The following is a 25,081-nucleotide window of genomic DNA, read 5'->3' as shown; positions in this document are numbered from 1 at the left end:
AAGCGGGTCATCGGTCTGCTTCCTTTTCCCATCGCGGTTGGAAATAAATACGCACCGTGCCTGCCGGTGACCGACCTGCGCCGGATGCAAGGAATTTGGTTTGGGTCAATACGAGTGGCTCCAACCCCTTTGACAGAGCATCAAGGCCGTCCAAACCTCTTTGGGAAATTGCCGACACAGACATCGCGACCAGACCTGCTGCTAATGAGGTTTGGCCAATCTGGTGCAGGGGGGTCGTGCTCCAGCCAATGTCGTTTTCGTGCCAGTGCTTGAACAGGATCACGGCAAATAGCGCGGTGTAGAGGAGCGCATTCACCGTCGCGAGCAGATAGAAACCCCGTGCCTCGCGCACATCGTGAAATAACAACACCGGCAACAGTGAACCAACCGCCAAGACGGCATAGGGCAGCACGACACGTAGCGGCAGCAGATCAACTTCACCAGTCCCCTTTGGGGTGATGCGAAAATCGACGAAACGCCCTGTTATGCGATCAGCGACCGCCATCAGGCAGCCCCACAGAACCCAAGGCCATTGCGCGCACGGGAAAAGCATTTTTTCCCAGCTGATGACCTTGGCATCAAGCGGTCTGAAGAGACCGTCGCGGCGCATTTGGTAGGCTGCTAATACCAGCACTACAGTTGTTGGTAGCAGATGTCCGAGAAATGCTGGGTAGGTTACGTTTGCAAAGCGTATGCCGAAGCCGAGCGCCGCGATGGGCATCAGATACATTGTTGCCATGAAAAGTGCGAACAGCGGATACCAGAGCTGAGAGAAAACGAACTGGAATTTGAGTTTGCCCGGTAGGGCCGTGAAAGAGCGCGGCGTATAGCTCATCAAGAGCGTCAGCAGACTTCGCGACCACTGAAACTCTTGCGTCACCATGTCAGCGAAACTGGACGGGCCGGCTCCAATTGCGCTGGCATTGATTGCGTGAACGCCGCGCCAGCCACCCGCATTCATCATCATGGTTGTGGAATGGTCTTCCGCCAGTTCGGGCCCGAGCCCGCCGATATGTTGTAGCGCTTGCGTGCGAACCGCATAATGAGAGCCGATACACATAGGAGCCCAACGGCCGGTGTAGCCAGACTGCAGAACGCCATGGAACAGTGCTTCGCTGTGCAAGCGTGCCCTTGCCGACCAGCTTTCTGTCTCATTGCTGGAACAGACACTCGGCGCCGATACATAACCAACTAGCGGGTCTGCAAACGGTGCGACCATCGCGGCAAGATAGCCCGGTTGAGGCACATGGTCGGCATCCAGTTGGGCGACTATGTCGTAGTTTTCGTATCCGTACCGGTCATAGAAAAATGCAAGATTGCCTTCCTTGCAGCGTGTTCGGCGAGGCCATGCTGCGCGATGATAGTCAGTGCAGCCGTGACGTGTCGAAACCCTTACATCGTTGTCGTGACACCAGCGAAGTGTGTCCTCTGTCGGGTTCTCGTCTGCGAGCCAGGTATCGTGAGGATGGTCCTGTGCAAGCATGGCCAACAACGTGGAACGAACGATCGAGAACGGCTCTGTCGGCGTCTTGGTCACCACCATCGCAACTCGTGGCACGGATTCAAACTGCGGATCGGACCGGCTGGTTTTTGCCTGCATGAACATTGCCAGGAAATAGAACTGCAGGAAATAGATCCAGCCCATACCCAGCGAGACAGCTGCAAACCGAACGCCGCCGATATTGTGTTCGGGCGTCAACCACCAGTTCCAAAAGAACGTTGCACAACCGAGCCATAGCGCGAATAGAGCGCCGTATTTGACCCGCTGACGACCCGTCAGAGCGTGTTCCAGATACTGCCGCGGCCTTTCTGCGGGCAATTCAAGACCGGGTCGCATCATGTCTGGTAACGGGATGTGCTCACGCGTCTGCATGATCGACCAATTCCAGCCCAAAGCTTGGACCTGCAGTTCGCACGATAGACTCGATGTCAGACATCTGAGGCACGAAGCCTAGCGTCTCACGCGCTAGCGAGGCATCAGCATATAGGCATGGTGGATCTCCGGGGCGACGTGCATTCAATTGCACAGGTACCGTACGATGCGTGGCTTTCTCAATTTCGCTTACGACGTCTAGCAGTGACAGGCCGGTGCCGGTTCCCAGATTAACGGCAAGGTTCTCACCACCATCGCATAGGTGTTCGAGTGCCAAAATATGAGCGACAGCAAGGTCGCAAACGTGGATGTAGTCACGGATGCAAGTGCCATCGGGCGTGTCGTAATCGGTTCCGTAGATTAGTAATTTATCGTTCGTGCCCGCTGCAGCACGCAGGGCGAGGGGGATAATGTGGGTCTCAGGGTCGTGCCACTCTGCAAGCTCCCCGTCCGGGTCTGCGCCGCACGCATTAAAGTAGCGCAGAATGACATACCGCAAGCCGTAGGCTGCCGCGTAGTCGGCCAGCATTTCTTCACCGATCAGCTTGGTTCGTCCATACGGATTGATCGGCTTTTGCTGTTCCGTCTCCCGGATAGGGAGCGTTGTTGGAATGCCGTATGTCGCGCAGCTGCTTGAAAAAATTATCTTGTCGACGCCTGCCACTGTGCACGCTTCGAGTAGCGAAACCATGCCAGCAACATTGTTACGGTAATATTTGCCCGGGTCCGTCATAGACTCGCCGATATAGGCTGAAGCCGCAAAATGAATGACCGTGTCGATGTTGTTTGACATAAGCGTGGCCGCCACACGTTCCGTGTCTTGCAAGTCCGCCTCAATCAGAGGTCCCCACATCACGGAACCGGCGTTACCGGTGCTTAGGTTATCCAGGGTAATAGGTTTATAGCCCAAAGCGGCGAGCGCTTTGCATGTGTGACTGCCAATGAAACCCGCGCCCCCTGTCACCAGGATAGGAGCATTGGTCATCACGCCGACTCCGATATGGCCTGTGGTTCGGCTTGCAACTGAGATGCGAAATAAGCCGTTGTCCGACGCACGCCTTCAGCTAGCATGATAGACGGTTCCCAATTCAGCGTCTGTTTGGCTTTGGAAATGTCCGGGCGACGCTGCTTGGGATCATCGACGGGCAATGTGCACATCTTCAAATGTGATCCGGTGCCGGTCTGCTCAATGACCAGTTCTGCCAGTTGACGGATCGTGAATTCGACCGGATTTCCTAGGTTTACCGGAGTCGTGACACTGCCATCGGAGCGGATGAGTTTAACGATGCCATCAACGAGATCATCAACATAGCAAAACGATCGTGTCTGTGAGCCAGAACCGTAGATAGTAATCGGCTCGCCCCGTAATGCCTGAACGATAAAATTGGAGACGACGCGTCCATCATCGGCCAGCATTTGTGGGCCGTAAGTATTGAAAATGCGGGCAACTTTGACGGTCACATCGTAACGCTCCGCAAAATCATGGCAAAGAGCCTCCGCCGCGCGCTTGCCCTCATCGTAACAAGAGCGGGGACCATACGGATTGACGTTCCCAAAATACCCTTCCGACTGCGGGTGAACGACAGGGTCACCGTAGACCTCCGATGTCGAAGCCTGAAAGAAGCGTGCTCCCTTATCGCGTGCCATGTTGAGCAAATTGAGTGTGCCGTTTACGCAAGTCTGCATCGTATGGATGGGGTCTTGCTGGTACTTTGGCGGTGATGCGGCGCAGGCGAGATTGTAGATCTCGTCCAGAGGCCCAGCCAGCTTCAACGGCTTTATGACGTCGTGACGGATGACCGAGAATGAAGAGTTCGTCGTCAACTCCAGCACGTTTGCGGATCGGCCTGTCTGAAAATTATCAGCGCAGATGACCGTGTGGCCCTCGTCCAGAAGGCGCTTGCAGAGGTGGGAACCCAGGAACCCGGCTCCACCTGCAACCAGTATCGTTTTTCTACTTTGTTTCTTTCCAGACCGGCCGATTGAGCTCAGTGAAATCTTCGTTCCAATATTTTGAATCTTACGCATGTCAGCACCCTTACGGGTTGCTGTGCAGCATTCGAAAAACTCGAAGGTAGCCACCAAACACTAGAGAATTCAAACAGCTAACCGCTTTCGAACTGCCCATCCCTCAGCATTTTAGAGCCCCGGCATACCAATACGCACAACAACCGCCCTCTATTTATATCGCTTAGAGTGAGTGGCAGATGATTGGAGAGTCAATGAAATGTATAATAATAAGTTAATTTATCTCGAAAATTACAATATAATAAAATATTAGGTAAATATTATTTCATGTAAATGTCATTATCGAGAAATATTACAATTTCTTGTAATAATAATTATTCATTTTTTGTTTGATTTTTTTATCCGCGTGTCGCGTAGTGTTCGCGCAATACTAGATTGCGCCCCGCGCAAAGCATCGTGATTTTCTGCCGAAGCCAGCGGGTGAACAAATATAAGATGCGCGGCCTATGTAAGCCTGTCTGGTACGTTTGGGCGCCACCGACTTTGAAGCTGAAAACGAGCGCTGTGACCTTTTCACATTTACACCCCGCACCGCCAGTTTTCTGGTCGATGGTTTTTGAGCGGCGTATCCCGCCGATGTTTTCTCCAAGACCTGCGGACTGTAGGAGCTCTTGCTTTGTAGAGCACAGGCTGAGGATGTCGCAGCTAAGCACAGTAGGCAAAGGATGGTTGTCAGATGTTTGGGATTCAGCATGGGGCCTCGCCGAGCAGTGCTTGGGCACAACAAAGGCAGGCCGTACTGACCGAGTTCGATACGAGTCGACGGTGCCGTGTGCGTATGTCTCAACACTGAGGGAAATATCTAAAAATCACGTTAACGATCAGCAGCAGCTAAGACTTGAATAAGGCTAGGCGTAGGTGACGCTGATCACGTCTTATATCCATAAAGACGATCTTTGGATGATAGCATATTTCGGAATATCTAATAAGGAATTTCATCAATTCTCTATTCTTAAAATTTTTAATTTGATTTGGAATTCAATGAAAATTGAATTTTATGACGCAAAAATTCTACAATGATAATGTGAGCACTAAAATTTTGGGGAATGGCGTTGAATTTATCTCACTCTGAAATAAATAATGGTCATATCCACGATTATATTGTGGCGTTTATCGCTCTCGTAATAGTCGTTTTTGCATTTATTCATATCGTTGTGGAATTTTGTTGGATTAGCCAAAACTGTGGTGGCTGGACAACGCCCGTCAACAATTACGGGTATCTGTTCGATGTCACGAAAGAGAACAGCATCCCCAATTGGTATTCGGTCGTGCAACTGTCCCTTGTTGCCCAATGCCTAGCGTTCATAGCGTACCAACAGCGTAAGCGACTTGCGCCGTCAGCTGCTTGGTGGGGTTTAGCGCTTATATTCGTGTACATGTCATTGGACGAAGCCACCGACATGCATGGCTTATGGCGGCTTGCCATAGGCGACTACACGATCCCAGGAACGCTGGATGCTCGTTTCGCTTGGGTTATTCCAGGTGGTATTGTCGTACTTGTGGTAGCTGCGGCCTACATGCGCTGGTTGCTGGCCCTGCCTAAAGAAACGCGGTGGCGGTTCGTTCTCGCGGGCTGCGTTTTCCTGACTGGCGCATTGGTTTTGGAGACTGTGGGCGCATTCGTGGCCGACAGCACGTTTCGCAACACGCCCTATTTGATCATCAGTGCCTTGGAAGAGCTGCTGGAGATGGCCGGTATACTGATCATGTTACATGCAGTGCTGCGCGTCATTGAAACGAAATACCGCATCGTAGAGGTTGCGGCCTGAACGGAGTGACGAGTGTTGGGCAAGCGGCCTCTTGCTATCCCTCATCTGGCGATGGGCGTCTCTACACACCCCACCTTGCGATAACTCATGTGCCAACCTCAAAATCCAACGAAGAAAGTGGGAGGCCAAGTTAAGCCAACTTCATCCCAGCACGTAGCCTGTACCGCGAATGGTGGTAAGGAGCTTGTGGCTTTGGCCTGAATCAATCTTCCGTCGCAGCCGGTGAATATGCACCTCAACGATATTGGTGCCAGGGTCATGAGCTATGCCGAACACCTTCTCCAGCAGCTCGGCCCTGCTAACGGCTTGGTTTTTTCTGGCTACCATATAGCGGAGAATTTCCATCTCCTTGCCTGATAGCTGGATCGGGGTGCCTGCACGGAATGCTATCCGGGAGTCCCGCCAGACTTGCAAATCATCAACAGACACATCGGTAGATGATGGCGTGGAGCCACTCAGTATCTGTCTAAGCCGGGCCTCCATCTCCTGAGGTGAGCAATCGGAGCGAATGAAGTGGTCAGATCCGCTGTCATATGCCGATGCGATATGAGCCGGTTCATTGTCCCGACCTACCACCTGTATTGTGAGGGCCGGAAAGTCGGACCGGGACCGCGTCAGGAATTCGACCGCGGCTGGAGAAGCATCCCAGTTGCGAAGAGTGAGGCATCTGATCGGGCCGCCTGAGAGAATTCTGCGCCCCTCATCAAGGTTTGGCGCTAAACTTGCGCAAGCGCCCAGCTTTGAAAGCAGACCGATAATTTCTGCACCGGACCAAGCCCCTTCGGCCCCATTATAGTCAACGACTAGCATTGCGGTTCTCCCCAAACCTACATCACAGCATTGCCAATTCCGTCGCCCGCTTACGGAACTCCATTCCTCATTCCAATATGCCGCGCTCACAGGAATTTACGTGAAAAACGTTATTTGTCAATGAGATGACAATATTCGCCACCAATGTGATATTGAGAGATTGATCTATATTTGGTTTATTTCAATATTTGTAATATTTCATTTCCGTATTTTATGGGGAATTGAATTTCTGTAATCATGAATTTTTGGCTCTGGAGTAAAAAGAAGTAATTTTTCTATTTTTATGCCCTGCAGCCGCTTGTGAAGCGAGGCTTCTCAACCTTGTTGGGCATGTTGGCCTGAGCCCTCACGCAAATGCATGTTGATCAGCAATTCAGGCGTTCGATAAGAACGGGGTTTGAACTTTTCAATTTCAAGAGATGACATCAGCACCTTAGATTACAAATTTTATAAAAGTTACGAAATTCTTAACGTGACAGTTTATCCATCGTTACAAATACTGATTTCAGGATCACTCCTACCTTGCCGGTGATGGGGCAATTATACCGTCGGCAAAATGTGGAGCGGGTGGGGACTTAACTTCCGCTTTACGAGATCATATTGCCCGTACAGAGCAATTATGTGCCCGTAGTCGATCCTTCATAGTTCACGTTTCTTCGCGCCGTGAAGAAACGAAAGCCGTTGACGTTCGATCATTGTTGATCGGGGCGGGGTCTTCGTTTGGCCCTCTGTCAGTGGATTTGAGTAGTAGCAGGGAGTAAATAATCATGGTTGCCAACATCAACATCGCCGATCTTCTTTTCCTCAACGAGCAAGTCGTTTTGGGTGCAAATCCACCCCCAGGAGGAGACGTTCTCAGCCCGCTTGGCATTCGTGCCATTGAAGGTTCCAATAACAACATTACGCATCAAATGATCGTCGATCAGTATGGTCGTATCGTTGATACCGACACGTTTGGTACGGTCGATCAGCCATTCTTGCGTTGGGTTGATACGGACACATCACCGCTTGCGCTGACGCCGGATCAAAACTTCGTCTACGGCCCGGGCAACGCGATGACCGCAGGCTTCTCTCAAGCCAATCTTGGCAACAATCCACGCACGGTTTCCAATCTGATTGCAGACGAATCCGCTGCTAATCCAGCTGTTCCAGCCGACCTCACCAATGCAGGTGATCCTGGCCAAGGTACTTTGCCGTTCAACACGCTGATGACCTTCTTCGGTCAATTCTTCGACCACGGCCTCGACTTCGTGAACAAGGGTGGCAATGGCAGCGTCCTGATACCAATCCTGCCGGGTGATCCACTTTACAACTCGGACCCAGGCGCTTTCAATTTCATGCCGCTAACGCGCGGTACGCTGGATGCCCAAGGCGAACTGACCAACTCAACAGCACCATTCGTTGAGCAGAGCCAGACCTATGGCTCACGCGCTTCCACCACGTTCTACCTGATGGAATATGACGTTAACGGCGATGCGACCGGTGATCTGGTGCAGGGTGCTGATGGCGGCATGGCCACGTGGGCAGACATCAAGGCCAACGCAAATATGTGGGCGCAGGCACAAGCCGGTGCTGATCCTGCCACTGTCATGCTGACAGACGCGCATGTCCTGAACATTCCAGATCCCGCGATGTGGGACCCGGCAGCCAATGGCGGGTTGGGTGAATTTGCACCGGGTTCAGAAACCGGACAGCCGTTCCTTGCTGACATCGCGCATAACGCAAACCCAGGCGGCGGCTTGATTGCGGATGCAGATTCGATCATCAACCCCAACGGTTTCGGCGCGCCGCCACCGGCCGCTGGTGAGTATGACAACGAGCTTCTTGATGCCCACCGCATAGCTGGCGATGGTCGCGTCAACGAAAATGTCGCGCTGACATCCATTCACCATGCCTTCCATGAAGAGCATACGCGCATTCTGGAAATGGTGCGCGATTACGTGGAACAACAAGATCAGATCCAGAGCGGTTTTGCCGCTGGCTGGACAGGCGAAATGTATTTCAATGCTGCCAAGCTGATCAATGAGATGCAGTACCAGCACATGGTGTTCGAAGAATTCGGCCGTCGTATCAGCCCGAACATTGATGAGTTCGGCAGCTACAATGTGGAGGTCAACCCGATCATCACAGCCGAGTTTGCCCATGCTGTTTACCGCCTTGGCCACTCGATGCTGACTGACAACGTCACAGCAGCTAATGCTGCAGGTCAGGTGACGACGGAAACGCTGGTCGACTCATTTCTCAATCCGGTCATGTTCGATGAAACTGGCGCTGCCGATTTCGTCAAAGGCGCCCAAATGGAAGCGGGTCACGAGATTGATGAGTTCGTCTCCGGCGGTCTGCGTAACTTCCTTGTGGGACTATCCCTCGACCTTGCCGCACTGAATATTGCGCGCGGTCGTGAAGCTGGTCTCGGTTCGCTGAACCAGACGAGAGCCGAATTGTTTGCAGCAACCGGTGGTGACACGGCGCTGAAGCCTTACGAAAGCTGGACCGAATTCGGCAATAACTTGCTTAACCCGGGCTCCTTGGTGAACTTCGTCGCTGCCTATTCCCATGATATGGCCATTGATTTGGCCCGTGCGGAAAACAGGCTGGATGACGCTCGCACCCTGGCACAGGACAAGATCGACAACGATGCAGCCTTCATGGGCTCCGGTGCCGGACGCGATATGGGTCTGGAAGACATTGACCTTTGGATGGGTGGCCTTGCAGAAGCCAAGGTCGTTGTCGGCGGGGTTACCGGTATGCTCGGTTCCACCTTCGACTTCGTCTTTGCCAATCAGATGATTGCGATGCAGGATGGTGATAGGTTCTACTATCTGGGCCGGGTCGGCGGGAACATTCTCGACCAGATCGAGGGTCAGACCTTCTCCGACATCTTGATGCGCGGTACTGGCGCAACCCATATGCACGGCGACGCTTTCGGTACGCCGGACTCATACCACGAGCTAAGCAGTCTGGGTCAAACGGACTTCACCGCCTCCGACGTAACGGCAGAAGACCATGAGGTTATCGGTGGTACCAACGATGCCAACATCATCCGTGCCGGCAACGGCAATGACACCGTCTGGGGTGATGGCGGCGACGACGAAATCCATGGCGGCCTAGCCGACGACCACCTTTACGGCGGCGACGGTGATGACGTTATCTTCGGTGATGATGGCGTGGACTTCATCCGCGGCGACGATGGCGACGATGAAATCCACGGTGGTACCGAGGACGACGCCATCACGGGCGGTAAAGGCAACGACGTTATCTTCGGCGATGCCGGTTTCGACGCTCTTCTGGGTGGCGACGGCGATGACGTAATTCATGGCGGCACGCAGGATGACGAAATCCTCGGCGGCGAAGGTCACGATCTTCTCTTCGGTGACAACGGCAACGATGCACTTGACGGCGAAGCAGGCGATGACATTCTCATCGGTGGCCGTGGCGATGATGCTCTGGTCGGTGGCGCTGGTGACGATCTGCTGATCGGTGGCCAAGGCGCTGATGCGATGGATGGTGGCGTTGGAGGCTACGACATCGCTTCCTACGAAACGTGGAACTCCACGTTTGCAACCGGAACACCGGGCATTCAGGGTCTGACGATCGACCTGGACGACTCGGCTCTTTCCACCGGTCACGCACGTGGCGACAGTTATCTGGACATCGAAGAGCTGCGAGGTACGCAACACAACGACATCATCTTCGGTTCCGCTGACCCAGCCGCACCTGACGCCATCTTTGGCGGTGCCGGGAACGACACCATAGATGGTCGCGACGGCGACGACGTGATCTCCGGTCAGGAAGGCAACGACAATATTAACGGCGGTGCCGGTGTTGATCAGGTCATCTTTGCAGGCAACCGGGCGGATTACACAATCGCACCGGGCACCTTCGGCGGACTTGTTGTGACAGAAATTGCAGCTCCTGTAGGGACCAACACCGATACATTGAACGGCGTTGAATTCCTCGTCTTTGACGATCAGATCGTGAATGTGAGTTCTGGTGCAACAGCACCGCTCATCTTCCTCGATGATACGGAAGCACGCAGCCAGTTCGGCACCGATGTGGATGGCGCGGTGATGAGCGATGTCATCATGGATGGCGATGCGATAAACTCGGCCACTGGTCGCTTCATCAGCACCATCCGGATCGAAGATCCAGACGGTATCATCACAAGCAACGTGGTCACGCTGGCCGGTGCCGATGCGGCTGCATTCACTTTAGTGAACCAACCGGGTGGAACTCAGAACCTGCACTTTATCGGTGGCGGCGCTGGTACAAACGCCAACTTCGAGGCCAAGCCACAATATCATGTGACCGTAGAGGTCGCGGACAATACCGGTGGTGGCTCGGCACTGAACCTCACGCTGAACATTCAGGACGTGAATGATAACGAAGCCCGCTGGACGTCTGGCGAACGCGCAAATGTTCAAGAGAACACAGCAAACGGCGTGGTGGTCTACCGCGCTGAGACCGATGACAATGATACAGTCGGTCCGGACCATACATACACTCTCAGTGGTCCTGATGCTGGCCTGTTCAACCTCGTGAACGGCGAACTTCGGTTCAACTCGGCGCCCGATTTCGAAGCTGCAAACGATATCGGAGGTGACAACATTTATAACGTCACCATCGGTGCTCAGGACGGGCCCGGTCGCCCGATTGTTACGCACGATGTAGCAATTCACATTACTGACGTTGATGAAACATTGAACACTGCGCCGGTTGCGGTTGATGATATGGCGTCCACTACGCAGGACGTGACTGTTGTCATCACTGCTGCCGAACTTCTTGGCAACGATACCGATGCAAATGGACATGCTCTCAGTGTGGCGAACGTGGTCAGTGGCCTTGGTGGCACTGCAACGCTCAACCTGAACGGTTCGGTCAGTTTCGTACCGGATACGGGTTACCAAGGTCCAGCTAGCTTCACGTATCAGGCCAACGACAATCAATCGCTCGACAACCTCAGCAATGTCGCAACCGTGAATGTGACCGTCGGACCACCCGTCAACACTGAGGCTCCGGTCGCGGTGGACGATGCGCCTGACGCAATCATTGAAAACCAGGCAGCAATCTTCAACGTCACCGGGAATGATACCGATGCAGATGGTGGACCGCTTACCGTCACCGTACTTGGTGCCTTGACCGCGGGTGATGTTACGGGGCTCGGCGTGTTGAGCGCTGGTGAGCTGGCAACACTGCAGAGCTACTTCTCTGCTGCCGGCTCCAACGTTTCCTTTGATCCCGGAGCGGGTCTGCCCGGAATGGAGTCCATAATCGACCGAATGAACCCGGGCGAAGTCGCCACGATCGCGCTGACCTACACGGTCGAAGATCAAGGCGGCCTGTCAGACCAGGGTGTCGTCACTGTCACCATCAATGGCGCCAAGGAATTCGTCATCGGTACACCGATGGTCGATAACCTCATCGGCTCTGCATATCAGGATCACATTGTGGCCCTCGGTTCAGATGACACCCTTATCGGTGGGGGCGGTAATGATAACCTCATTGGCGGCGAAGGTGCTGACAGCATGTCGGGTGGCACTGGAGACGATATCTATTCCGTCGACAATGTCGGCGATCTGGTAATCGAAGCCGTTGGAGAAGGCATCGATACAGTCTACGCCACCTCGGACTTCACCTTGGGAGCTAACGTGGAAACCCTAATCGGAGTGGGTAGCATTGCTCAGGAACTTCACGGCAACGCGGGCAGCAACGCTATTTATGGCGGCGCTTTCAACAGTATGCTGTTCGGTGAAGGTGGCGATGATGCGCTTCTCGGTGGTTCGGGTGACGAACGACTCGATGGCGGCACCGGTGCAGACTACATGGCTGGCGGTGCCGGGAACGACACCTACGTCATTGACGATATAGGTGACGTAATCGACGAGACCGCCGGATCAGGTGGGTCCGGTATCGACACGGTAGAAATAGAGTCGACTTACACGTTGTTGTCGGATTTCGAGAATCTGACCCTCACCGGCTCGGGCAACTTTGACGGCAATGGCAACGCACTCGACAACATGATCACCGGTAATTCGGGAAACAACTTCTTGTTGGGTCATGATGGCGCCGACACTCTTATCGGGGGTGCAGGTAACGACATTCTCGGTGGCGGTGCCGGTATCGATACCATGATCGGCGGTCTCGGTGACGATCTCTACTCCGTGACTGAAAGTGCTGACGTGATCGTGGAACTTGCTGGAGAAGGCACCCAGGACACGGTCTATGCAGCTGTCGACTACACTCTTGCCGATAACATCGAGAACCTCATTCTTCAGAACGCAGGCCTTACAGGTACCGGTAATGCGATGAGTAACTCCATGTACGGATCGGCCGGTGATGACCGCATCAATGGTGCGGGCGGTGCCGACTATCTCGTAGGCTTGGGAGGCAACGATACCTATATATTCGTCGCCGGTGATAGTGGCGTGGACTACATCGCTCTCGGCTTCGACGGTGCTGGAGCAGCTATAGGCGACAGTATCGAATTGTCCGGCTACGGCGCCGGTGCCACGTTAACAGAGGTTGACCGCAACGCCGGTGGCGCTGCTTACGAAGTGACCGATGGCACGACAACTGACTATTTCGTACTTCTCGGCACCTATGAGCTGACGACCGACGACTACCTATTCGTCTAGGATCGGGGCCCAACCCCTGCCCATGCCCAACCGGGCCACGAGTGGACGAAAAAGTGGGCCACGGCGATCATTTTTGATCGTCGTGGCTTCGCGGTATCAACGGACAGCCGTTGAATTCACGTTAAGCGCACCACCGCCATCGACGCTTCATGACTCAATTGGCGACTGGCTAAAACGCGGTGGCGATGTAGCTTAGTTTCCAGTGAAGACAATTTTGAATGCTCTTTGAGGCGCTTTGACTTTGATGTTGGCGCGAGCAGCGGCATGTCATTGCTCAGACGGCTGAGTTCCGTAGATCGGTGAAATACCCGCGCGGGTTATGCGATGCTACAGGCAAGATCATCTCCAGAAAATATGTAGTTCACTACGTGCCATGTTGAGCGGATGCTGTGCCGCTTCTGCGATTCGAATGGATGTCCAAAGGGCGTAGCTCAGCGATAGAGCGAACATGCCAAAGCCAACGGCTTTGAGCACCTTGCCCGTTTGGACACTGTGAAATGATATAGAAATCACTTTGAATGAGGGCATGAGCTGTGAATCAGCTAGAGCTACGATTCACTTGCAAGCTTTTGAAAAATTGGAGCGGGCGATGAGATTCGAACTCACGACCTAAACCTTGGCAAGGTTTCGCTCTACCCCTGAGCTACGCCCGCTCGGACGGCTTTGGCATTTGCCGCAGCGGCGCGGTTATGCTTCACCACCGTGGCGATTGCAAGACCAAATTTCAGGGATTTTCGTCAATAACCGAAGTCGCCATTCCATAAGGCTGCGGTGGACATCGCGCTCGGTTGACCCCATCTGTTCGTGATAGCGCAAACGCTGCGCCAAGAACCGATACCCTGCGACGAATCATGACCGATCTGCCTGCCCTTCCCCCCGCTCCCGTCGATGAGGCCGCATTGCTGGCCTATCTCGACGCTTGTGGTTTCGACACCATCACAACCCGCCACGAAGCGCTGTTTACGGTGGAGCAAAGCCAGGCGTTGCGGGGCGAGCTTGAGGGTGGGCATACGAAAAACCTGTTTTTGAAGGACCGCAAGGGCAACTTCTTCTTGCTGACCGCGCAGGAAGACAGCGATGTTCCGCTCAAAATTCTGCACAAGCTGATCGGCGGTCAGGGCAAGTTTTCTTTCGGCTCGCCTGACATGATGCAGGAATTGCTGGGCGTGACGCCAGGTGCCGTGACAGCTTTTGGCGTTATCAACGACCGCGAAGGCAAGCTGCGCTTTGCCATCGACAAGCGGTTGCTGGAGCATGACAAGATCAACTGCCATCCGTTGACCAATGAAGCGACAACGACGATTGCGCGCGACGATCTGCTGGCCTTTGCAAAAGCCACCGGCCACGATCCGCTGATCGTTGATCTGGACGCCGACCCCGAGAATTTGGAGAACACCCAATGAGCAATGATGATTACGGTTTTGGTGGCGGTGGTGGTTACGGCCAAGGTGGCGGTTACGGGCAGAACCTGAATGTGTCCGCAGGTGGCGCGCCTGCGCCTCAAGATGCGGCACCTGCGCCCGTGACATACACATCTGGTGGCCGCCCCGTTGGCGAAGAAGCGCCAGCCGCTCCGGGCGTATTCCCCGTACTCGATGCGACCACCGAGACTTTCATGAAAGACGTGATCGACGCTTCCATGGACCATCCGGTCGTGGTGGATTTCTGGGCGCCTTGGTGCGGTCCGTGCAAAACGCTTGGCCCGATCATCGAAAAGGTAGCAAGCCAGACGCCGGGCGTGCAGCTGGTGAAGATGGATACGGAAGCCAACCCCGAAGTCGCGCAGCAGATGCGGATTCAGTCCATTCCTGCCGTCGTGGCATTCGTGAACGGTCGTCCTGCGGAAGCCTTTATGGGCGCAAAACCTGAAAGCGAAGTGGCAGCGTTTTTCGACAAGATCGCGCAGGCCGCCGGTGTTGGTGGTGAAGACCCGATGAAGGAAGCGCTGACCGAAGCCGACCGACTGGCCGGTGAGGGCGACCACGGTGCAGCATCGGAACTGTACGGCGCGATCCTTGGCCGCGAGCCGGGTAACCTCGATGCTATCGTCGGCCTCGGCCAATGCTATGTGGCGGTGGGCGAAGCGGATATGGCGCAACAGTTGATCGATCAGGTGCCAGAAGAGTACCGCAGCGAAGCCTCTATCGCCGCACTGATAAAGGCTGTCGATCTGGCGCAGGCCGGTGCGAAGCTGGGCGAGCTTGCCCCGTTGAAAGAGGCCAGCGAGGCCGACCCGAAAAACCATCAGGCGCGCTTCGATTACGCCATGGCGTTGAACGCTGCCGGTGAGCGCGAAGAGGCCGCCGATCAGCTTCTCGATATCGTTCGTGCAGATCGCACTTGGGAAGATGATGGTGCGCGCAAGCAACTGGTGGAGTTCTTCGAAGCCTGGGGCAATGCCGACCCCGCAACGTTGGCCGGGCGGCGCGGACTGTCTTCGGTGCTGTTCAGCTAGGCAGCGTTCGCCATCAAAACTGCCAGCGCGCAGCTTGCGATGCGGGCCTCGGCGCTGTCGGCGCGGCTGGTCAGGATGACGGGGGCAGAAGCGCCCACTACAAGTCCGCCGGTTTCTGCGCCCGCCATATAGACTAGCGCTTTGAACAGGATGTTGCCTGCCTCGATGGTCGGCACCACCAGAATGTCAGCGTCTCCGGCTGCCGGATTGGTGATGCCTTTCAGCTTTGCTGCTCGTGCGCTCACGGCATTGTCCAACGCAAACGGTCCGCCGACGATGGCATTTTCATAGCCGTGGTCTGCGATTTCCTTTGCTTCGGCGGAGGACGGTATCGCGGCATTCACGCTTTCTACAGCCGACAACACAGCGACCTTCGGTTCGGTCACGCTCAGCGCATGGGCGAGTTTGATGGCGTTTTTGGTGATGGCGATGCGGTTCTTCACGTCTGGCGCAACGTTGAGCGCAGCATCGGTGATGATGACCGGCTTTGGCCAGTTGGGAATGTCCATCACGAAGCAATGGCTGGTGCGATTGGCCGTTCGCATGCCGTTTTCGCGGCGGATAACGGCGGCTAGATAAGTGTCGGAATGGACGTCGCCTTTCATGATGGCCTGCGCGCGCCCATCGGCCACGCAATCGACACCGGCATGGGCCGCGCCCGCTTCGCCCCTTGCTTCCACGATGGTGAGGCCGGAAATATCGAACCCGTTCTTTTGAGCGACCTGCTGGATGCGTGCGCTCTCGCCCACCAGAACCGGTTCGATCAGGCCCAGATCACGGGCTTCCAACGCGCCGCCCAACGCGGTTTTTTCATGCGGGCAAACCAGCGCGGTACGCAGTGGCGGCAGCGGCTTGCAGCGTTCCAGCATGGTGGTGAAGTGTGGGCGGTTGCTCATATCTGTTGCGGCGTCGGTCACGAAAAAGTCCAGCGTTCAAAGTCGGTTCACCGCTTCTAATGCGTGGGAAGCGTCACGTCACGCTTGTAAACTGGCCCGTTAGCTGGTCGGCTCACTTGCCCCCAACCGCGCTGGATGGTTTATCTCACCGCAAGATTTCAATCGTTCTCATATAGGCTGTTTTATGTCCCACAAGGTTCTCGTCGTCGGCAATTTCTTCCCTTCTGTCATGGATGATTTGAAGGGCAAATTTGATGTCCTCCATGCCACCGACAAGGATGCGTTGGCTGCGATGAGCGACGATGATATCGCCGATATCGAGGCCATGGCGACGTTCGGTTGGGCACCTGCTGATGTGATGGACCGCATGCCGAAACTCAAACTCGTTTCATCTTTTGGCGTGGGCTACGATGGCGTCGCCGCTGAACATGGTGCGGGCAAAGGCATCATCTGCACCCATACGCCCAACGTGTTGAACGACGATGTGGCCAATGTCGCCATCTCGCTGATGTTGATGACAACCCGCCGTTTGGTGGAGCACGACCGTTATCTGCGGGCAGGCAAATGGCTTTCGGAGGGCAACGCGCCCCTCACCACATCGGTGCGCGGCAAACAGGTCGGTATCGTCGGTCTTGGTCGTATCGGTGAAGCGATTGCCGAGAAGCTTTCGGTCTTCAACTGCAAAACGGTTTACCACTCCCGCAACGACAAGGGCGTGGCCTATGAATATTACCCAAGCCTGTTGCAGATGGCCCGCGACAGCGATGTGTTGATCGTCATCACGCCGGGCGGACCGGAAACCGACAAGCTGATCTCACGCGAAGTGATGGAAGCGCTGGGTCCAACTGGCACGCTCATCAATGTCGCGCGTGGCACGGTTGTCGATGAAGCAGAAATGATTTCCGCACTGCAGGATGGCCGCCTGGGCAATGCCGGTCTCGATGTGTTCGAAGAAGAGCCGAAGGTGCCGCAGGCGTTGATCGACATGGACCACGTTGTCCTCACTCCACACGTCGCGTCCGCCACGCAGGAAACCCGTCAGGATATGTCCGATATGGTGGTCGAAAATATCGTCACCTTCTTCGATAGCGGTAAGCCGACTGCACCTGTGCCGGAAAGCGCGCATCTGGTTCAGGCGTAAGCCTTTAAGTTTGGTGGCGGTTAAGCCGCCACTAGCCCGCGTTTTTCGATCATCGCCTCGACAGTCGGCATTTTGCCACGAAACGCCTTGTAGGTTTCTTCAGGGTCGATGGACCCGCCCGCGCTGTAAATGTGGTCGTGCAGGCGTTTGGCGAGGTCCGGGTCGAAGGGGTTTTGCACCTCTTCGAAGGCGGCGAACGCATCAGCGTCCAACACTTCCGACCACATATAGCTGTAGTAACCGGCGCTATAGCCATCGCCTGAAAACACATGGGCGAAATGCGGCGTGGCATGACGCATGACGATAGCGTCCGGCATACCGAGCCGCTTCAGTTCTGCTGCTTCGAATTCCAGCACATCGTTCAGTTTTGCATCATCGCCGCACAAGCGGTGGAAGGCCATATCCACCAAGGCGGACGACGTGAATTCCACCGCGCCGAAACCGGCGTTGAAGGTGAGCGCCGCCAGCACTTTGTCGAGCAAAGCTTTCGGCATGGCTTCGCCGGTTTCAACATGGCGCGCGTGTTTTGCCAGCACTTCGGGCACGGTGAACCAGTGTTCGTAAACCTGGCTCGGCAGTTCCACAAAGTCGCGGGCAACCGACGTGCCGGACACGCTGGGATAGGTGACGTTGGACAACAACCCGTGCAGCGCATGGCCGAATTCATGAAACAGTGTGCGCGCATCATCCATCGACAGCAGCGTCGGCTGACCGGCAGGCGCTTTGGCGAAATTCATTACATTGACAATGATCGGTGCGGAGCCTTCGGTTCCGTCCGCATTGGTCAATTTGTGTTGCCCGCGAAAGCCGCTCATCCATGCGCCGGACCGTTTGGAGGGTCGGGCGAAATAGTCACCGATGAACACGGCGCGGTGTGAACCGTCCGCATTCTTCACCTCGAAAATCCGCACATCGGGGTGGTAGGCGGTGATGCCTTTGCGCTCTTCGATGGTGATGCCGAACAGGCGGTTGGCGACGTCGAAGGCGGCGGCGATGATGTTGTCCAGCGCGAGATAAGGCTTCAATTCTGCCTCGTCATAGGCATAGGTTTCCGCACGAACCTGTTCGGAATAATAGCGCCAATCCCATGGCTTCACATCGTGGTTCGCGCCGCTGGCAGCGATGCGGTCTGCTAAAAGTTGCTCTTCGGCAGCGGCTTTATCGACGGCCTTTTCCCACACCGTTTCCAGCAGTTCGATCACCGCTTCCGGCTTTTTCGCCATCTGATTTTCGAGTTTGAAATGGGCGAAGGTTTCGTAACCCAACAAGGCTGCTTTCTCTGCACGCAGGCGCACGATCTCGGCGACGTTGGCGCGGTTATCCGTATCGCCGCCGTTCTTACCTCTGGCTGTCCAGGCCGCAAAAGCTTCTTCGCGCAAGGCGCGGTCATCGGCAAAGGTGAGGAAGGGTTCGATGATCGAGCGCGACAGGGTCACGGCATATTTGCCGTCTTCGCCACGTTCACTTGCCGCGGATTTCATGGCATCGCGCAGAAAGGGCGGCAGACCTGCGAGTTTTGCCTCATCCTCGATCACCAACATCCAGTCTTTTTCATCGGCCAGCATGTTCTGTGCAAAGCTGGCACCCAGTTCGGCCAAGCGCGCGTTGATTTCTGCCAGCCGTTTTTGGTCTGCATCTTCCAGCGCAGCACCGCCACGCACGAAACCCTGCCATTTGCGTTCCAATACGCGAAATTGCTCCGTGGTGAGGTTCAGGCTTTCGCGACCATTCCAAAGCGTGTCGATGCGCTGGAACAATGCCTTGTTGGCGGCAGTCTCGGAACCATGGCGGGACATTTTTGGCGCGATCTCACGTTCCAGCGCGCGCAACGTGTCGTCGCTGTTGGCGCCCATGAGGTTCCAAAATAGTGCGGATACACGAGACAGATCATGGCCGGAGAGTTCGAGCGTTACGACAGTGTTGTCGAAGGTAGGCGCTTCGGAATTTTCAGCAATTGCATCGATCTCGGCACGGTCGGCTTTCAGCGCAATGTCGAAGGCGGCAGCGAAATCATCGCTCTCCACGGCTTCGAAGCGCGGTAGGTCCATTGGACCATCCCAGTTCACCAATTCCGGTTTGATCGTGTCGTTCATGGGGGATGCCTTCGGTGAAAATACTGAAGTCATCACTTAGGTAGCGAAATGCTGCACTGCAATCGGCTCAAGCTCTGGCATGTGCGGCAATGTCGCTTACATGATGGCCTATCGTTCCTCCCAGCGAATCAGAACCAATGCGTGACCGCTTAGCCGCCTTGCTGAAAGACCGCCGTTTCGAATACATCATCATCGCGCTGGTGGTGTTGAACGCCATCGTTTTGGGGCTGGAAACCTATCCCGCCGTGATGAATGCTGTGGGTCCATTTCTGATCGGGTTGGATAACGTTATCCTCGCGATCTTCGTGGTGGAACTCGGCGTTCGCATGTTCGTCCATCGGACGCGGTTCTTTCACGACCCATGGCGGATTTTCGACCTTGTGGTGGTGGGTATCGCGCTGGTGCCGGCATCCTCTGGCTTCGCCGTGTTGCGCGCGTTGCGGGTGCTGCGGATATTGCGGCTGCTGTCGGTCATTCCAAGCCTGCGCGCGGTGGTCACCGGTCTTGTCGCAGCGCTGCCGGGCATGGGCTCCATCGTGGTGCTGATGTTGCTGGTCTTCTACGTTTTTGCCGTTATGGCGACGAAACTGTTCGGCGCAGATTTCCCACAATGGTTCGGGTCGCTCGGCGATTCCGCCTATTCGCTGTTCCAGATCATGACGCTGGAAAGCTGGTCCATGGGCATCGTGCGCCCGGTGATGGAACAGTTTCCATGGGCTTGGGCGTTCTTCATCCCCTTCATCATGTCCACCACGTTCACCGTTCTGAACCTGTTCATCGGTATCATCGTCGCTGCCATGCAGGCCGAGCATGATGAGATAGCCGATGATGCCCGCAACCAGTTGCAGTCCGATCAAGAGATGATTCTGAGTGAGGTAAAAGCACTGCGGGTGGAACTGGCGGAGATGCGGAAGGAGCGGGGTTAGACCCCACACCTACGCTGTCATCCCCGCGGAGGCTGGGACCCGCTTCTCAACAAATTCGATTGTTGTTCTGGACGCGACGGCTAGCTGTGTGGGCTTTGGAAAAAGTCTGTGCAAGCCCACCAGTGGGTCCGCGCCTTCGCGGGGATGACAATGGTGGAAGTGGTTAGAGCGGTTTCAATGTGTCGGGGTCTATTCCCCCCATCCGACACACGACTTCCCATTCTGCACGTTTCACAGGTTGCACTGATAACCTCATCGACGTGACCAGCGACATATCAGCGAGCACCTCCATCGCCTTCACATCCTTCAACGTCACAGGCTTTGGCACATCGGCCAGCGCGCGGATGTGGACGCAGTCCCAGCGCTCGTCGTCGATGGTGCTGTCGGGTGCGGATTCGGCGGAGACTTCCGCAATGCCAACGACTTCCAGCCCTTCGTTGGAATGATAGAAGAACGCCCGGTCTCCGACCTTCATGTCGCGCATGAAATTGCGGGCCTGATAGTTGCGGATGCCGTCCCATTCTTCGCCAACATCGCCCTTGGCTTTTTGTTGTTCCCAGGACCATTTGAACGGTTCGGATTTGAAGAGCCAGTATTGCATCGGATCAGCTTTCAGTTTCGCGGGTAAGTGGGCGTGACAGGAGTTGCCGCACCGCGTCGGTGGCGTCCAGATCACCATTCAGGATTGCACAGACCATGTCGATGATGGGAGCGTCCACGTTCGTCTGGCGAGCCAGCTGTTGCGCCTGTCGCGCGGTATGAACGCCTTCTGCCAGCGGACGGTCTGACAGGTCTTCGCCTTTCGCCAGCGCTTCTCCGTAAGCGAAATTGCGCGATTGCGATGAACCGCAAGTGAGAACCAGATCGCCGAGGCCTGACAGGCCGGTGAGTGTTTCGGCATTTGCGCCGCGGGCGACCGCGAGGCGCGTCATTTCGGCAAACCCACGGGCGATCAGCGCGGCTTCTGCGCTGGCTCCTAGTTTCAGCCCGCGTGTAATGCCGACGGCAACGGCCATGACGTTCTTCAACGCGCCGCCGAGTTCTACACCGACGAGATCGGTGCTGGCATAAAGGCGTAGATTGCGGGTCGAGAGGTTGGCGCAAAGCGCATCAGCTTTTTCATCATCCTGCGCTGCCAATGTGACTGCGGTGGGCAGGCGGCGCGCCACATCATGGGCAAAACTGGGGCCGGATAGAACGGCGATAGCGCGTCCGGGCAATGTCTCGCTTACAATATCGACAGGAGACGCGAGCGTTTCCCGTTCGATGCCTTTGGCGCACAACACCAGTGTCGCGTCTGCTGCGATGTGCTTGCCGACATCGTTCAACACGGCTCGTAGCGCTTGCGTGGGAATGACAATCGCAATGATAGATGCACCCTGCAACGCAGCAGGATCACCGGTGATCGCCATATCTTTCGACAATGGGATGCCGGGCAAGTAGCGGGTGTTTTCTCCCGCATTTCGTATCGCGTCGGCAGCTTGCTCATCGCGAGCGAGTAGCGTGACATCCTTGCCCTCCATCGCCCAGCCCTGCGCCAATGCTGTGCCCCATGCGCCAGCGCCGATGACCGCGATGCTCATGCTTTCGCCCCTTTACGCCCGCTGCCATAGCTTTTCGGTTGGCGTTCCGCAGCGTCGGGGTCCAGCGGCCAACGTGGGCGGATGGTGTCGTCGTCCTTCTCTACCAAACCGGCACGCAGGCGCTCCAGTCCAGCCCAAGCGATCATCGCAGCGTTGTCGGTGCAGAGCGCCATGGGCGGTGCGATCCATTGCCAGCCATCGCGATTGGCCACAGCCTGAAGCTGTGTGCGAAGCATGGTGTTCGCCGCGACACCGCCCGCCACCACGACGGCACCGGCATGGCCATACTCATCTTCGAAGCGGTTGAAGGCACGGGCGATACGGTCCTCCAGCACATCTGCAACAGCGGCCTGAAAGCTGGCGCAGATGTCGTTGGTGTCCGCACCATCTTCAATTGCGGCTTTTCGCACGGCTGTCTTCAATCCGGAAAAACTCATGTCCAACGTATCGCGTCCCTTTAGTGGGCGGGGGAAAGCGTGGGCTTTGGGGTCGCCGTCACGGGCCGCGCGTTCTACTTGCGGACCGCCGGGATAAGGCAGACCGAGCAGTTTCGCTGTTTTGTCGAAAGCCTCACCCAGAGCGTCATCAATCGTCGTGGCCCAGCGTTCGTAGTCGCCCACGCCACGCACGAGCAAAATTTGCGTGTGGCCACCAGAAACAAGCAGAAGCAGGTAGGGGAATGCCACACCGTCCGTAAGCCGCGCGGTGAGCGCATGCCCTTCCAGATGGTTCACCGCGATCAGCGGCTTGCCATGCACGGCAGCGATGGCGCGGGCCGTCATGGTGCCAACAATCAATCCGCCCGCCAGTCCGGGGCCGGACGTGACGGCGATGGCATCGCACTCTTCGAAACTGGTATTCGCTTCGGCTAAAGCCTGTTCGATCACCGGACCGATTTTATCGAGATGGGCGCGGGCCGCGATTTCTGGCACGACCCCGCCGAAAGGCGCGTGATCTTCGATCTGGCTGAACACCACGTTGGAAGCGATATCGCCCGCACCACCGTTGCCTGATCGGACGACGCTGGCTGCCGTCTCATCACAGCTGGTTTCGATGCCCAAAATGGTAAGGTGTTCGCTCATCGTTGCGGCGTAACACCCGTGCGCGGTGTCGCCAACAGGCACGCGGCAATCCACTGGCATTCACCCAATCACCTTGTAGGCGGCGAGCAGCTTCGCCATACCGTTTTCATCCCGCCCTCCAGCATCGGACCCGCCGTCCATGGCCATTGCCTCCCGTAATTTCTCCGCTCCCAATCACGTTAAAATTCGACGTGCGTTGCTGTCTGTTTTTGACAAGACCGGGTTGGTGGACCTTGCCCGTGCGCTACACGATCAAGGTGTGGAACTCCTGTCCACCGGCGGCTCGTCAAAGGCGATTGCGGAGGCCGGTTTGCCGGTGCGCGATGTCTCCGACGTGACGGGTTTTCCCGAAATCATGGATGGGCGTGTGAAAACGCTGCATCCGGCAATCCACGGCGGTCTGCTGGGCATTCGTGATGCGGGCGATCATGTAGCGTCCATGGACGAGCACGGCATTCCGCAAATCGATCTGCTGGTTTCCAACCTCTACCCCTTTGGCGAGGTGATGCAGGGCGGTGCAGATGCTGCAACCATCGTCGAAAACATCGATATCGGCGGCCCTGCAATGCAGCGCGCCGCAGCCAAGAACCATGCCTATGTCACGGTGCTGACCAGTGCCGACGACTACGCTGAGCTGCTGGAGGAGATGGCCGCAAACGACGGCGCGACCACTCTCGCCACCCGCAAACGATTGGCGCAGGCCACCTATGCCCGCACTGCAGCGTACGATTCCGCCGTATCGAACTGGATGGCCGCTAATCTCGAAATCGACACGCCGCCAGCCCGCGCCATCGGTGGGCCACTGCTTTCCACCATGCGCTATGGCGAAAACCCGCACCAGAAAGCCGCACTCTACGGCACCCCGGAGGTTCGTCCCGGCGTCACCACCGCACGCCAAGTGCAGGGCAAGCAACTGTCCTACAACAACATCAACGACACGGATGCTGCTTTCGAACTGGCAAGCGAGTTTGACCCCAAACCCTCTGCTGCCGTTGCCATTATCAAACACGCCAACCCTTGTGGTGTGGCAACAGGCAGCGATCTGGTTGCGGCCTATGAGGCTGCTCTTTCCTGCGACCCGGTCTCTGCCTTTGGTGGCATCATCGCCATGAACCGCACGCTGGATGAAGCGGCTGCCAAGGCTATGACCGGTATTTTTACAGAGGTCATCATTGCGCCGGATGCTGATGAAGCGGCGATTGCCGTATTGGAAGCCAAGAAGAATTTGCGCTTGTTGCTGACCGGTACAATGGCCGACCCGCGCGGCGCTGGCCTGTTCGTAAAAACGGTGGCCGGTGGCCTGCTGGTGCAGGATCGCGACGCTGCCAATATCGATGACATGGACCTGCGCGTCGTCACCAAACGCGCGCCTAGCGAGCAGGAAATGGCTGATATGCGTTTTGCCTTCCGCGTGGCCAAACATGTGAAATCGAACGCCATCGTTTACGTCCGCGATGGCGCAACTGTGGGTGTGGGTGCGGGGCAGATGAGCCGGGTGGACTCCTCCCGCATCGCCGCACGCAAAGCAGTCGATGCTGCGGAAACAGCGGGCTGGGCAGAACCGAAAACCAAAGGTTCGGTCGTCGCGTCGGACGCATTCTTCCCCTTCGCAGATGGTCTTTTGTCAGCAGCAGAGGCAGGAGCAACGGCGGTTATTCAACCGGGAGGTTCCATGCGTGATGATGAAGTGATTGCCGCTGCGGACGAGGCTGGCCTGGCGATGGTGTTTACAGGGCATCGCCATTTCAGGCATTGAGCCTAACCGCCACTCTCTTGTCATCCCCGCCTGC

General features: G+C 56.0%; 16 protein-coding genes and 1 tRNA gene. 7 read left to right on the top strand and 10 right to left on the bottom strand.

All coding sequences use genetic code 11. The annotated features are described in order from the left end of the window. Nucleotides 1–7: 7 nt before the first annotated feature. From R2A130_RS15045 to R2A130_RS15035, 3 genes are read right to left on the bottom strand one after another with little or no spacing between them, the layout of a single operon-like run. Nucleotides 8–1,873, bottom strand: a complete 1,866-nt coding sequence (locus R2A130_RS15045) for a glycosyltransferase family 2 protein (protein ID WP_009758672.1) — start codon at nucleotides 1,871–1,873, stop codon at nucleotides 8–10. Further along, on the bottom strand, nucleotides 1,860–2,858 hold the full coding sequence (gene galE, locus R2A130_RS15040) for a UDP-glucose 4-epimerase GalE (RefSeq protein ID WP_009758671.1): 999 nt from the start codon (nucleotides 2,856–2,858) through the stop codon (nucleotides 1,860–1,862). Before galE ends, R2A130_RS15045 begins: the two co-directional genes overlap by 14 nt. Continuing rightward, nucleotides 2,858–3,901, bottom strand: coding sequence for a UDP-glucuronic acid decarboxylase family protein (locus tag R2A130_RS15035; protein WP_083804353.1), 1,044 nt, complete (start codon nucleotides 3,899–3,901; stop codon nucleotides 2,858–2,860). The genes galE and R2A130_RS15035 overlap by 1 nt, the downstream gene beginning before the upstream one ends. A gap of 1,052 nt (nucleotides 3,902–4,953) precedes the next feature. Here R2A130_RS15035 and R2A130_RS15030 point away from each other — a divergent pair. Then, complete coding sequence (locus R2A130_RS15030; RefSeq protein WP_211098056.1) at nucleotides 4,954–5,670, top strand: hypothetical protein; 717 nt, start codon at nucleotides 4,954–4,956, stop codon at nucleotides 5,668–5,670. Between the two features lie 141 nt (nucleotides 5,671–5,811). Here R2A130_RS15030 and R2A130_RS17795 read toward each other — a convergent pair whose 3' ends face one another. Next, nucleotides 5,812–6,480 carry a winged helix family transcriptional regulator gene (locus R2A130_RS17795; RefSeq protein WP_009758667.1) on the bottom strand — a complete coding sequence of 223 codons (669 nt, stop codon included), beginning with the start codon at nucleotides 6,478–6,480 and terminating at the stop codon, nucleotides 5,812–5,814. A 767-nt stretch (nucleotides 6,481–7,247) separates the two neighbouring features. Here R2A130_RS17795 and R2A130_RS15020 point away from each other — a divergent pair. Continuing rightward, nucleotides 7,248–13,115, top strand: coding sequence for a peroxidase family protein (locus R2A130_RS15020; RefSeq protein WP_009758664.1), 5,868 nt, complete (start codon nucleotides 7,248–7,250; stop codon nucleotides 13,113–13,115). 578 nt (nucleotides 13,116–13,693) lie between these two features. On the opposite strand, the gene R2A130_RS15015 is transcribed toward R2A130_RS15020, so the two are convergent. Then, nucleotides 13,694–13,768 (bottom strand) — tRNA-Gly (locus R2A130_RS15015). A 198-nt stretch (nucleotides 13,769–13,966) separates the two neighbouring features. On the opposite strand from R2A130_RS15015, the gene R2A130_RS15010 reads away from it, so the two are divergent. Beyond that, nucleotides 13,967–14,518: a prolyl-tRNA synthetase associated domain-containing protein gene (locus R2A130_RS15010; protein WP_009758661.1), complete on the top strand. Its 552-nt coding sequence runs from the start codon at nucleotides 13,967–13,969 to the stop codon at nucleotides 14,516–14,518. Beyond that, nucleotides 14,515–15,570 (top strand): thioredoxin, encoded by a 1,056-nt coding sequence (trxA, locus tag R2A130_RS15005; protein WP_009758660.1) that lies wholly within the window; start codon nucleotides 14,515–14,517, stop codon nucleotides 15,568–15,570. The genes R2A130_RS15010 and trxA overlap by 4 nt, the downstream gene beginning before the upstream one ends. Here the strand turns inward: trxA and R2A130_RS15000 are convergent. Continuing rightward, entirely contained in the window at nucleotides 15,567–16,487 is a 921-nt protein-coding gene (locus R2A130_RS15000) for a bifunctional enoyl-CoA hydratase/phosphate acetyltransferase (protein WP_009758659.1), read from the bottom strand. The genes trxA and R2A130_RS15000 overlap by 4 nt on opposite strands. A 163-nt stretch (nucleotides 16,488–16,650) precedes the next feature. On the opposite strand from R2A130_RS15000, the gene R2A130_RS14995 reads away from it, so the two are divergent. Continuing rightward, complete coding sequence (locus R2A130_RS14995; RefSeq protein ID WP_009758658.1) at nucleotides 16,651–17,607, top strand: 2-hydroxyacid dehydrogenase; 957 nt, start codon at nucleotides 16,651–16,653, stop codon at nucleotides 17,605–17,607. A gap of 20 nt (nucleotides 17,608–17,627) precedes the next feature. On the opposite strand, the gene R2A130_RS14990 is transcribed toward R2A130_RS14995, so the two are convergent. Next, on the bottom strand, nucleotides 17,628–19,700 hold the full coding sequence (locus R2A130_RS14990; protein ID WP_009758657.1) for a M3 family metallopeptidase: 2,073 nt from the start codon (nucleotides 19,698–19,700) through the stop codon (nucleotides 17,628–17,630). Nucleotides 19,701–19,837: 137 nt separating this feature from the next. On the opposite strand from R2A130_RS14990, the gene R2A130_RS14985 reads away from it, so the two are divergent. Beyond that, the gene (locus R2A130_RS14985) at nucleotides 19,838–20,626 is read left to right on the top strand and encodes an ion transporter (RefSeq protein WP_009758656.1); all 789 of its coding nucleotides are present in this window, start codon (nucleotides 19,838–19,840) and stop codon (nucleotides 20,624–20,626) included. A 163-nt stretch (nucleotides 20,627–20,789) separates the two neighbouring features. Here R2A130_RS14985 and R2A130_RS14980 read toward each other — a convergent pair whose 3' ends face one another. Genes R2A130_RS14980 through tsaD form a run of 3 tightly spaced genes read right to left on the bottom strand, consistent with a single transcriptional unit; the run spans nucleotide 20,790 to nucleotide 23,291 of the window. Further along, a complete protein-coding gene (locus R2A130_RS14980; protein WP_009758655.1) occupies nucleotides 20,790–21,227 on the bottom strand; it encodes an EVE domain-containing protein in 438 nt (145 codons plus the stop codon). A gap of 4 nt (nucleotides 21,228–21,231) precedes the next feature. Continuing rightward, on the bottom strand, nucleotides 21,232–22,209 hold the full coding sequence (locus R2A130_RS14975) for an NAD(P)H-dependent glycerol-3-phosphate dehydrogenase (RefSeq protein WP_009758654.1): 978 nt from the start codon (nucleotides 22,207–22,209) through the stop codon (nucleotides 21,232–21,234). Further along, on the bottom strand, nucleotides 22,206–23,291 hold the full coding sequence (tsaD, locus tag R2A130_RS14970; protein WP_040306261.1) for a tRNA (adenosine(37)-N6)-threonylcarbamoyltransferase complex transferase subunit TsaD: 1,086 nt from the start codon (nucleotides 23,289–23,291) through the stop codon (nucleotides 22,206–22,208). The genes R2A130_RS14975 and tsaD overlap by 4 nt, the downstream gene beginning before the upstream one ends. Before the next feature lie 139 nt (nucleotides 23,292–23,430). Here tsaD and purH point away from each other — a divergent pair, with 139 nt between their 5' ends. Next, entirely contained in the window at nucleotides 23,431–25,047 is a 1,617-nt protein-coding gene (purH, locus tag R2A130_RS14965) for a bifunctional phosphoribosylaminoimidazolecarboxamide formyltransferase/IMP cyclohydrolase (RefSeq protein ID WP_009758651.1), read from the top strand. Nucleotides 25,048–25,081: the final 34 nt, after the last annotated feature.

This window comes from Ahrensia sp. R2A130 (assembly GCF_000179775.1).
In the GTDB taxonomy this organism is placed as follows: Bacteria; Pseudomonadota; Alphaproteobacteria; order Rhizobiales; family Rhizobiaceae; genus Pseudahrensia.
This window is presented reverse-complemented; position numbering and strand designations above follow the sequence as displayed.